Source organism: Amycolatopsis methanolica 239, assembly GCF_000739085.1.
Classification (GTDB): Bacteria; Actinomycetota; Actinomycetes; order Mycobacteriales; family Pseudonocardiaceae; genus Amycolatopsis_E; species Amycolatopsis_E methanolica.
In genome coordinates, this window is the sequence record NZ_CP009110.1 from 761,175 (window position 1) to 772,051 (window position 10,877).

A 10,877-nucleotide genomic window follows, 5' to 3' on the forward strand; every position below is an offset into this window, starting at 1 on the left:
GAAGGGGCTGCTTTTCATCCGGGCGTAGCGAAGCGAAGCCGGTGCAGTAGAAACCCGCGTAGCGCCACCTCAAAGGAACAAAAGCTGCGTAACCCCGATCCCAATAGCAGCCGCAACCAGCACAGCCATGGTCGCGAGGATCAACTGCCGCGCCCGGACCGGCGAGATCCGCACCAACGGTTGCTTCGGCGGACGAGGAGGCGGCGACGGCGGCCGGAACGCGGGCACCGTCGGCAGCGCGGGCGCGGTGGGCGGGATGAACGCCGTCTGCCGTCCCTGCGTGATCGCCTGGAACGACGTGATGCTGTCGCCGAGCGTGGGCCGGCTCAGCGGGTCCTCGCGCAGCAGCTTCATCAACGCGGGCGCGAGCACGCCTGCCTTCTCCGGCTGCCGCAGCGGGCCGCCGCCGTGGTCGCCGTAGGGCGGCACGCCTTCGACAGCGGTGTAGAGGGTGGCGCCGAGCGAGAACGCGTCGGTGGCGGGCGCGGCGGTCGCGCCCCGCGAGAGTTCCGGCGCCCGGTAGGCGGGGTTGAAGCCGGCGCCGGTGAACCCGATGTCGGTGATCTTGACGCCACCGTCGTCGGCGAGCAGCACGTTGCCCGGCTCCAGCCCGCGGTGCACCACACCGGCCCGGTGCGCCGCGGCCAGCGCGGACGCGAGCTGGATGCCCAGGAACGCGGTCTGGTCGGGCGTGAGCGTCCCGTACTCGGTGAGGAAGTCCGCCATGTTGCGGGAGGGCACGTACTCCATGACCACCCACGGGTCCGGCCCGTCGCGAAGCACGTCGTAGACGCCGATCGCGCAGGCGTGCTGGATCCGCATCGCGGCGCGGCCCTCTTCCAGCGCGGCGGCGATCGACTGCTCGCTGTGGCCCGGCGCGACCGGCATCTTCTTGGCCGCCACCGTGCGGTTCAGCTGCGTGTCGTACGCCAGCCACACGATTCCGGCGCGGCCACGACCGATCGGTTGGTCCAACCGGTACCGGCCGCCGACGAGTGCGCCCTCAGTACCCACAACACCCTCTCGTCGTCCCGGCCTGTCGGATAGTCACCCACCACCCTACTGGCCGATCCTGAACGTTTCCGGTTGTCGACTCAGCCGTTGGCCCCGGACGTCGGGGTCTCCTCCGGCGTGCTCGTGGGGGTCCTGCTCGACGAGGACGACGAGGAGGTCGGGCTCTTGCTGGAGCTGGGTTTGCTCGCCGAAGTCTCCTCGGTGGAGCTGCGCCGCGAGGGGGAGGACTTCGTCGGCTCGTTGGACTGGCTCGACCGCGTCGCGGTCGGCGTCGAGCTCTCCGTCGTTTCCACCGACGAGCTGGTCACCGGCGGCGGGACCACCGGCGGGCTGGTCTCGGTGGTGTTCGTGGTGTTGTTGTTGGCCGGCGTGAACAGCCAGATGCCGAGCGCCACGAGACCGGCCACCACGACCGCGCCGATCGCGGCGGGCACCTTCCACCTGCCCGGCTTGTCGTCCTCGTCGTCCGCCGCGGCGGCGCGCGGCTCGTCGTCGTAGCCGTCGTACCCGGCAGGCACCGCCCGTGTCGCGCCCTGGCGGTCGTAGTCGTCCGTCGGATACGCGGCGGTGGCGGCGTGCGGGTCGTCCGAGTAGTCGTCGTACTCGTCGTAGAACTGGTCGCTCGCGCCGCCGGCCAGCGTGCCGGAGTGCGCGCCGAGCTCGTCGCCGCGGAAGGCCCGCGTGGCGCCGGCGCCGGCCGCCGCGCCCAGGGCCCCGGCCGCGAGCGCGCCACCGGCGAGCGCCCCGCCGGACGGCGAGAACTGCGTCTCGTCCGCCGTCCCGCCCAGTGGCGTCTCACCGCGCGCCACGGCCGCGAGCAGCTCCTCGGCCTCCGCGGCGGTCGGGCGGTGCTGGACCTCCGGGTGCAGCAGCACGGCCAGCACGCTGGCGAGCGGACCGGACTGCCGCGGCGGGTTGATCTGCCCCGCGGCGACCGCGTGCAGCAGGCTCAGGGTGTTCTCGCTCAGACCGAACGGCGGCTGCCCCTCGCAGGCCGCGTACAGCGTCGAGCCCAGCGAGAAGACGTCCGCCTCCGGGCCGGGGTCGCCACCGATCGCCACCTCCGGCGCCAGGTAGGCGGGGGTGCCGGCGATCATGCCGGTCTTGGTGACCGTGACGTCGTCCTTGGCCCGCGAGATGCCGAAGTCGGTGATCTTCACCACGCCGTTGTCGGCGAGCAGGATGTTGCCCGGCTTGATGTCCCGGTGCACGATCCCGACCGCGTGCGCCTCCTTCAGCGCGGCCGCGATCTGGGCGCCGATGCGCGCGACCTCGCGCGGCGGGAGCGTCTTCCGGTCGCGCAGCAGCTCGGCGAGGCTCGTGGACGGCAGGTACTCCATCACCAGGCACGGGTGGCCGTTGTCGTCGGTGACGACGTCGAAGACGGAGATCGCGTTCGGGTGGTGCAGCCGGGCGGCGATGCGGCCCTCACGCATCGTGCGCTGCTTGGCGTCCTCGGCCTCGTGCTGGTCCAGCCCTGGTTGCAGAAGCAACTGCTTGATCGCGACCGAACGGCCGAGTACGTCGTCGTGCGCCTGCCACACCGCACCCATGGCGCCGGTGCCGATTCGCCGCTCGATCCGGTACCGGCCGGCGACCAGGCGACCCTCGTCGCTCACGCGACCTCCTTCGGGGCTGTTTCAGGGCGCGACAGTGCCGCACGCCTGGAAGCCTATGCACGTAGCTCGGCCCGTGGGCCGGGGGTTGAGCCAGATCCGTCAGTCAAGGCTAGGGTGCTCACTCTGCGCGCATGCATCCGGCACTGTATGGGGCGGCCCGACCACGCCTGGTATAGCGTCCGCTACAGCTCCTCCGCGGCCAGCAGGACCGCTTCCGAAATGCTGTGTCCGGCCTGGTCGAGACCCAGCTGCTGGGTCACGCGGAGCCGGGTGCCGTCGTCGCGGCGCATGAGCACCACGGCGAGCACGGACCCATCCGGCTGGACGTGCGCCTCGACCACCTCGACCTGACGCATGGTGCTCCACGCCCGCACCAGGTCGCCGGCCTCCTCGCCGGCCAGCGCCGGGCTGAGCAGGTCCAGCGCCTTCTCCGGCGCGGAGTCGACCCGCCGGTAGAACTCGTTGACCACCGCCAGCCTGTCCGCGTCGGTCAGCGCGGGGGCGGTCGTCGTCGCGGGCGCGGAGCCCACGGCCGTCTCGGGGACGCCGGTCTCCACGGGCTGCGTCTGGGCCACCGGCACCTGCGGGAGCGGGGTGCTGGTCGCCTGGGCGTGACCGACGGTGTTGCTGCCCTGCTTGCCGCCCGGCGTGCCGCCGACGGCGAACCCGCCGAGCGCGGCCGCCCCGGTGATCTGCGGCGGGGCCGGGCTGACCGGCGCGGCCGACTGGTCCCGGCCGCGGCTGAGCACCGACGACGCCACGACCGCGCCCACGAGCAGCGTGCCGGCCATGGTGAGCCCGGTGAGCTTGGCGAGCTTCGCGCCCCGGCTCTCCGGCTCCCGCTGCGGCTCGGTCCTGGTGCGGACACGGGGCGGCGGCAGGTACTTCCGCGGCTCGCGGAACACCTGTGTGAGGTACTCGCGGTCGACCATCTCGTTGTCGAGGATCTCGGGGGAGATCAGCTCCTCGACGCGGAGTGCGTCCGGCGTGCGGGTGGCGCGACGCCGTTCGTGTGCGACTCTCATGGACCTGTCGTCTGGATCTTCCGTCTCGGGGACTGGCCGGGGCTGTCTAGCTGTTAATCAGCGAACCCCCGTACCGCGTTACCGGCCACCCCCGATCGGTGGAGGGGCACCGGGGAACGACGAACGGCAGTTACCGTCACCCACCTGGCGCAGTGCGGTGCTCAGGCACCGTCGCTGATGATCTTGTCACCGGAGAACTCCAGCGTGCGCTCTTCGGTGACCTCGCGGCCGTCCTTGTAGACCGTCTGCACGGTGCACACCGTCTTGCCGTCGTACTGGTGCACGCGGATGTGCTTGACCTGGAAGTACGCCACCTCGGCGTACTTGTGCTCCAGCCCCTGCGGGCCTTCCTGCTTCAGCTCGCCGTCGGTCAGGCTCGCGGCGGCCTCGGGGTTCTCGGTGACAGTGTCGAGGTAGGTCTGCGAGTTGCTGGCCAGCGTCTTCGGATCCTCGTCCGCGTACATGGTGAACCGGTACGGGTCCGCCTCGTAGGGTGCGGGGGAGGGCGCCGGCTTGGGCGGGACGCTGCTGGTGGTCGGCGTCGCGGTGGTCGTGCCGCTCGCCGGGCCGCCGGTCGCCGAGGTGTCGCGGACCGTGGTCGAGCCCGAGGGTGCGCGCACGCCCGCGCTCTCGGTCGGCCGGACACTGGTCGCGCCGGTGTCGGGGATGTCGTCGCGGGACGTGCTGGACGTGTCGCTCTCGTCGCCGCCGGAGCTGGGCGGGGCGATCTGCTCGCCGGAGAGGGTGGGCACCCCGCCGCCGAGGCCGGGAACCCACGCGCCGCCCGCCTGGTCCGGCGCCGGTTTCGCGACGAAGGCAGAGCCGGCGAACATCAGCGCGACCACGACGCCGCCCGACGAGGCGGTGGCGAACCAGGCGGCCTTGCGCCAGCTCCGCGGCGGGGTGACCGACGCGGGCACGTTGCCGAGGTCGAACGAGCCGAGGCCGGTCACCGGAGCGGCCTCGTACACGCGCACGTCGGTGTCCTCGGCCTCGCGGCGGCGCGGCGGGGTGAGCTTGACCTTGGTCCGCTGGGGCCGCTGCGACGGCTTCGCGGCAGGCGGCGCCGGCTGCTCGGGCACGGCAGGCGGCGCAGGCAGGGGCAGCTCGCCGTGCGCGGCGGGGAAGACGTCAGTGGTAGAGATGCGTTCGGCCAGCGGCAACGAGCCGCGGGCTGGGGCGTCGAACGGCTCGGAGCGGACTGGGTTCACCGGCGTCGGCCGGTACGGCTCCGGCGCGCGGCGGGCGGCGGGCGGCCGGTGCGCCGGCACGACCGGGGTCCAGGTTCCGGCACCACGGCGGTGCCGGCCGGTCCGGGAACGAGAGCTTTCCGTGAAATCGGCCCCGCGTGTCATGCCGTGTGGACACCGCCCTCTGCGTCATCTGACGCCGGAACGAGGCCGGTTCGACCGAATGGAGCAGGGCGTGCATGTGCGGGTGCACGTTCGTCTGCACGCGCACGGCCTGTCGCCGGGCGCGCGGAGCCGAATCTGGGGCATCCCACGCCCTCAAGAATAAGAGCCCACGCCGGTCGTCAAAGCGTGATCCCGCAAGTTCACTCTGTTGGGGCGTCGGCGCTCCCGTCACCCACCGCTTCGGTAGCGCGCCTGGGTCGACTGCAGCGCCTTGGTCGCGACGGCGCCGCTGCCCGCGGCGACGATGATCGCGAGGATGTCCATCCCGGCGTTGCCCGAGGTGAACAGCCACGCGAGGAGCGACGCGGCGGTCGTCCCGCCGGCGAGCGCCCACCGGCTGCGGACGTACTGCGCGACCGGCGCGCCGCCGGCCCGCTTGTTCGCCGCGTTGTTCAGCAGCGCCAGGTAACCCACATGGGCTAGCGAGGCGAGCACACTGGCGATCGCGATGATGACCGCGATGACGTTAATCATGTCTCCAGTGTGCCCGTCCGCCGAGCCACCGGGCCTCCGGGAAGTCCCGGAAAATCGGACGATTTTCAGCGGCCGAGCCGGCCGCGCCCCAGGTTCAGCAACGCCATCGCGAGCTGGCGGCCGTCCGGGCCGAGTTCGCGGTAACGGGCGAGCACGTCCATCTCGCGGTTGTAGACGATCCGCGTGCCGCCCGCGGCCATCCGCGCGGCGCCGATCGTCTGGGAGACCTCGACCCGGCGCTTGACGAGCCGCAGGATCTCGGAGTCGAGCCAGTCGATCTCCTTGCGCAGCTCGGCGATCTCCTCGGCCGAGGCGACGGGTTCGCCGGAGGTCTCCGGCGGGGTGGCTTTCTCGTTCGTCTGTGCGTTCATCGGGCCCTCCGGTCGGTTCCCGGACCCGCACGGCCCCGAAGCCGACGAAAGCCCCGGGTCCGTGGACTCCGGGGCTTGTGGTGACGGTGTGGTGTGGGCACCTACGCGATCACGGGAGCCGGAGTCCGGGTCCCGTAGAAAAATCGGTACGCGTGGTGCTGCACGAGATCAGTATGGCACAACTCGCCCCCGTGCGCGGACGGCCGCGTGTGCGACCAGGCTCACGCCGAGCCAGAACAACGGGAACACCGGCCAGAAGAACTCCGCGCCGGACACCGCGAACCGCGCGATGAGCAGCGCGGACAGCACGGCCACCACCGCAGCGTGCACCCGCAGGGGCGCGGGGAAGCGGGAGGCGCGCGGCGGCGTTGGTTCCGGTAGGTCCCGCGTGAGCGCGGACAGTTCGTCGACGTAGGTCGCGGCGTAGGCGGCGGCGAGGCGATCTTCGGCTTCGCCTAGGGTCAGCCTGCCCTCGCCGCTCGCTTCCTGCAGCCGGGTCGCCACGCGCTCCCGGTCCTGGTCCCCGGCGCGGATCCGGTTCGATGGTGCGTCCATGCCGTCGATCCTCCGCCGCGGCGAGCGGGCGCGCGTCCGTCCGCCGACGACACCTGGCGGTACGTCCGGCGCGGTAAACCGTCAGTGCCCCCGAGTAGCGTGGAGAACCGATGAGCACCCTGTTCGACCTCCCCGCCGAGCCGCCCGCGCGCCCAGCGCCGGGCCGCCACGCCGACCTGCTCGCCGACCTCAATCCCGCGCAGCGGGAGGCGGTCACGCACGCGGGCGCGCCCCTGCTGGTCGTGGCGGGCGCCGGGTCGGGCAAGACCCGGGTGCTGACCCGCCGGATCGCCTACCTGCTGGCCGAACGCGGCGTGCACCCCGGCGAGATCATGGCGATCACGTTCACCAACAAGGCCGCGGCCGAGATGCGCGAGCGCGTCAGCGACCTCGTCGGCAGGCGGGCCAACGCGATGTGGGTCTCCACGTTCCACTCGATGTGCGTGCGGCTGCTGCGCCGCGAGGCCAAGACGCTGGACATGTCGTCGAACTTCTCGATCTACGACGCCGACGACACGCGGCGGCTGGTCACGCTCGTGGCGCGCGACCTGGACGTCGACCCCAAGCGCTACCCGGCCCGCGCGCTGGCCGTGCACATCTCCAATCACAAGAACGAGCTGACCGACCCGGAGGACGCCGCGGCGAAGGCGTCCAACGACCTGGAGCGCCGCGTCGCCGAGGTCTACGCCGAGTACCAGCGGCGGCTGCGGCTGGCCAACGCGTTCGACTTCGACGACCTGATCATGCGCACCGTCGAGCTGTTCCAGGCCTTCCCGGACGTGGCCGAGCACTACCGCCGCCGGTTCCGGCACGTGCTGGTCGACGAGTACCAGGACACCAACCACGCCCAGTACACGCTGGTGCGGGAGCTCGTCGGCACGTCGACGAGCGAGTCCGGGGCCGAGCCTGCGGAGCTGTGCGTGGTCGGTGACGCCGACCAGTCGATCTACGCCTTCCGCGGCGCCACGATCCGCAACATCGAGGAGTTCGAGCGGGACTTCCCGGACGCCCGCACGATCCTGCTGGAGCAGAACTACCGCTCCACCCAGACCATCCTGTCCGCGGCCAACGCGGTCATCGCGCGGAACCCCAACCGCCGGGACAAGCGGTTGTGGACCGACTCGGGTGACGGCGAGAAGATCGGCGTGTACGTCGCCGACAACGAGCACGACGAGGCGGCGTTCGTCGCTGGCGAGATCGACGCGCTGGTCGACCAGGGCCAGGCGAAGTACTCCGACGTCGCGGTCTTCTACCGCACGAACAACCAGTCCCGGGTGTTCGAGGAGATATTCATCCGGCTCGGCCTGCCCTACCGGGTGGTCGGCGGCGTCCGGTTCTACGAGCGTCGCGAGGTCCGGGACGCGCTGGCCTACCTGCGGGTGCTGGCCAACCCGGAGGACACGGTCAGCCTGCGCCGCATCCTGAACGTGCCCAAGCGGGGCATCGGCGACCGGGCCGAGGCGTGCGTGGCCACGCACGCCGAGCGCGAGCGGATCTCCTTCGCGGCCGCGCTGCGCGACGCCGCGGCGGGCCGGGTGGCGCTGCTCAACCCGCGCTCGGCCAAGGCGATCGCCGGGTTCGTCGAGCTGCTCGACGGGCTGATCGAGCTGGTCGACAGCGGCGCCGAGGTCGCGGACGTGCTCGAAGCGGTGCTGGAGCGCACCGGGTACCGGGCCGAGCTGGAAGAGTCCGACGACCCGCAGGACGCCTCGCGCGTGGACAACCTGACCGAGCTCATCACCGTCGCCCGCGAGTTCACGGAGCAGGCGGCCGAGATGGCGCCGCTCGCCGAGGACGACGACGGGGTGCCCGAGCCGGGCTCGCTGGCGGCGTTCCTGGAGCGGGTGTCGCTCGTCGCGGACGCCGATTCGGTGCCGACGCCGGACGAGGACGGCGAGGAAGAGGACTCCGGCGTGGTCACGCTGATGACCGTGCACACCGCAAAGGGGTTGGAGTACCCGGTCGTGTTCTGCACCGGCTGGGAGGACGGGGTGTTCCCGCACCTGCGTGCGCTGGGCGAGCCCGCCGAGCTGGCGGAGGAGCGGCGGCTGGCGTACGTGGCGATCACGCGGGCGCGGCAGCGGTTGTACCTGAGCCGGGCGATCACCAGGTCCGCGTGGGGGCAGCCGATGACGAACCCGGCGTCCCGGTTCTTCGACGAGGTGCCGTCCGAGCTGCTCGACTGGCGCCGCGAGGAGCCGTCGTCCGCCGCCGAGTCGTCCTTCGGGTCCCCGCGTGCCGCGACCACCTGGGGCCGCCGCTCGCGCTTCGGCGAGGATTCCGCGCAGGCAGGCATCGCGGCCCGCGGCATGCGGTCGACGCCGTTCAAGGGCTGGCAGAACACGGTCGCGCTGAAGCTCGAGGTGGGCGACCGGGTCAACCACGACAAGTACGGGCTCGGCACGGTGGTCGAAGCCTCCGGCGAGGGCCCCCGCGCCACGGCGACGATCGATTTCGGCAGTGCGGGCAAGGTGAAGCTGATGCTGATCGGCAGCGTGCCGATGGTGAAGCTGTAGGTCCTGTTCGCCGCGGTGGTGTGCCGTTCGCCGGCCGCCACCGCTACTGGCTGCCTGCACCTTGCCTGCGGCCGACTGCGCCTGCGATTCGTGCTCTGGGTCCTGTTCGCCTCGGTGGTGTGCCGCTCCCGGCAGCCACCGGCTGCCGGTTGCTGCCTGTGCCGTGCCTGCTGCCAATCGCGGCATGCGGTTGACGCTGTGGGTCTTCTTCGCCGCGGTGGTGTGCCGTTCGCCGGCCGCCACGGCTGTTGCCCGCCTATACCCTGCATGCCGCCGACTGCGGCCTGCGATTCGCGCTGTGGGTCCTCTGCGCCGCAATGGCGTGCCGTCCCCGGCAGCCACCGCTGCCGGCCCCCAGTGCCCCTGCCTGACGCCACCAAGCGCCGGGCGCGAGCACCCCCATTAACCCGTTCGAGCGAACGTTGATCCCCGCTGCCCGAGCACGCCAAAACTGTCAGACCCCTCCGATACAACTGTCTCGAACGAAAGTTCGAACCCTCGGGAGGTCATGGTGTGGGCAGGCAGTGGTTCCCGTACGTACGGGCGGGCGTCCTGGAACGCGTCGAGCGCATGGTCGCGCGTGCGGCTCGCGACGGTGCATTACCGGCCGCGGAGGCACTCGTCGTCCTCGGAGCCTGGCAGGCGCTGCTGGAGCGGCACGGTGGGCCGGACGGCCGGTGCGCGCTGTGCCGGCGCACTTCGCGGCGGCTGTGCGGGGTCTGGCAGGTCGCGGTGGCCTACTTCGTGCGGCCGGACGCCCCGTGAGCGAGCCCGGGAGGGGCCGTCAGAGGTAGACGCCGCGGGCGGCGAGCCAGGTGCGCGGGTCGACCTTCTTGGTGCCGTTGAGCCACACCTCGAAGTGCAGGTGCGGGCCGGTGCTCTGGCCGCGGTTGCCGATCTCGGCGATCTTCTGGCCGCACTTGACCTTCTGGCCTTCGCGCACCGAGTAGCTGTTCATGTGGCCATACACCTGCACGGTGCCGTCGTCCAGCTGGATCTTCACCCACAGGCCGAAACCGCTGGCCGGGCCGGCCTCGATCACGGTGCCGTCGGAGGCGGCGTAGATCGGGGTGCCGATCGAGTTGGCGATGTCGATGCCGTAGTGGCTGGTGCCCCAGCGGGCGCCGAAGCCGGAGGTGTACGTGCCCTTCGCGGGCAGGCAGGTCTTCGGGCGGGCGGCCTCTTCGGCGGCGGCGCGGGCGGCTTCGGCGTCCCGGGCCTGGCGGGCCATCGTGACGTTCTCGCTGTCGGTGAGGCGCTGCACCTCGGCCGACGCGTCCGTGAAGTTGGCCGCGGGAAGGATCTCGGGAGCGCCGGTGGGAGCGTCACCACCGACGGCGAACGACGCGCTGGCGTCCTCGGCGTTGGCCAGGGGAGTCACACCGGCGTCGGAGGTCTGCACGGCGTGGAGGGTCTGTCCTGCGGCGGCAGCGGCGAACGCGCCGGCCGCGACCGCGGCGACGACGACCCGGCCGCGCAGCGCCGACGAAGGCGCGGGGAGCCGGTGGGCGCCCCGGACCCGGACGACGGCGCCGTCCAGAGCGTCGTCGTCGAGTTCCGGGGAAGGAGCTTGGCCGCCGGGGGAGCGGTATCGAGCCAAGTCAGGGCCTTCCGTTGCTCGGGGGGTCAGACCGCGGGCGCCGGGCGGGGGATCCCGGTGGGCAACCGTTCGGGGGTTGATTGCCCGTCGCCCACATCGTGACCTGACCGTGATGGGGACCGGGGGACAGTAACGAAGGGATGTGGTCGTCGGCAAGAACCGGCCGCCGTCTGGGCCGAACGTGGGGTGCGGGTCGGCCGTCCAGCAGCAGCGATGACACTGGGTAGAGGGGATATTCCGCCGTTGGTGTGACGTGCGACACGGTTTGTTAGTTCGTGGGGTTCCGGG

General features: G+C 71.9%; 10 protein-coding genes. 2 read left to right on the forward strand and 8 right to left on the reverse strand.

The annotated features are described in order from the left end of the window. Window positions 1–69: 69 nt before the first annotated feature. From AMETH_RS03765 to AMETH_RS03795, 7 genes are all read right to left on the reverse strand, one after another. On the reverse strand, window positions 70–1,014 hold the full coding sequence (locus AMETH_RS03765; RefSeq protein WP_017986708.1) for a serine/threonine-protein kinase: 945 nt from the start codon (window positions 1,012–1,014) through the stop codon (window positions 70–72). Between the two features lie 80 nt (window positions 1,015–1,094). Beyond that, entirely contained in the window at window positions 1,095–2,633 is a 1,539-nt protein-coding gene (locus AMETH_RS03770) for a serine/threonine-protein kinase (RefSeq protein WP_017986709.1), read from the reverse strand. Between the two features lie 182 nt (window positions 2,634–2,815). Next, window positions 2,816–3,658: a hypothetical protein gene (locus AMETH_RS03775; protein ID WP_017986710.1), complete on the reverse strand. Its 843-nt coding sequence runs from the start codon at window positions 3,656–3,658 to the stop codon at window positions 2,816–2,818. Between the two features lie 161 nt (window positions 3,659–3,819). Next, entirely contained in the window at window positions 3,820–4,929 is a 1,110-nt protein-coding gene (locus AMETH_RS03780; protein WP_017986711.1) for a hypothetical protein, read from the reverse strand. 312 nt (window positions 4,930–5,241) lie between these two features. Then, window positions 5,242–5,547 (reverse strand): hypothetical protein, encoded by a 306-nt coding sequence (locus AMETH_RS03785; protein ID WP_017986712.1) that lies wholly within the window; start codon window positions 5,545–5,547, stop codon window positions 5,242–5,244. A gap of 65 nt (window positions 5,548–5,612) precedes the next feature. After that, window positions 5,613–5,918 carry a chorismate mutase gene (locus AMETH_RS03790; protein WP_017986713.1) on the reverse strand — a complete coding sequence of 102 codons (306 nt, stop codon included), beginning with the start codon at window positions 5,916–5,918 and terminating at the stop codon, window positions 5,613–5,615. Window positions 5,919–6,086: 168 nt separating this feature from the next. Continuing rightward, window positions 6,087–6,473 carry a DUF1707 domain-containing protein gene (locus AMETH_RS03795; protein WP_017986714.1) on the reverse strand — a complete coding sequence of 129 codons (387 nt, stop codon included), beginning with the start codon at window positions 6,471–6,473 and terminating at the stop codon, window positions 6,087–6,089. Between the two features lie 110 nt (window positions 6,474–6,583). Here AMETH_RS03795 and pcrA point away from each other — a divergent pair, with 110 nt between their 5' ends. Both pcrA and AMETH_RS03805 read left to right on the forward strand, forming a co-directional pair. Further along, window positions 6,584–8,989: a DNA helicase PcrA gene (pcrA, locus tag AMETH_RS03800; protein WP_017986715.1), complete on the forward strand. Its 2,406-nt coding sequence runs from the start codon at window positions 6,584–6,586 to the stop codon at window positions 8,987–8,989. Window positions 8,990–9,502: 513 nt separating this feature from the next. Further along, window positions 9,503–9,754, forward strand: coding sequence for a hypothetical protein (locus AMETH_RS03805; RefSeq protein ID WP_017986716.1), 252 nt, complete (start codon window positions 9,503–9,505; stop codon window positions 9,752–9,754). Window positions 9,755–9,773: 19 nt separating this feature from the next. Here the strand turns inward: AMETH_RS03805 and AMETH_RS03810 are convergent, their stop codons facing one another. After that, window positions 9,774–10,589: a M23 family metallopeptidase gene (locus AMETH_RS03810; protein WP_017986717.1), complete on the reverse strand. Its 816-nt coding sequence runs from the start codon at window positions 10,587–10,589 to the stop codon at window positions 9,774–9,776. Window positions 10,590–10,877 lie beyond the last annotated feature (288 nt).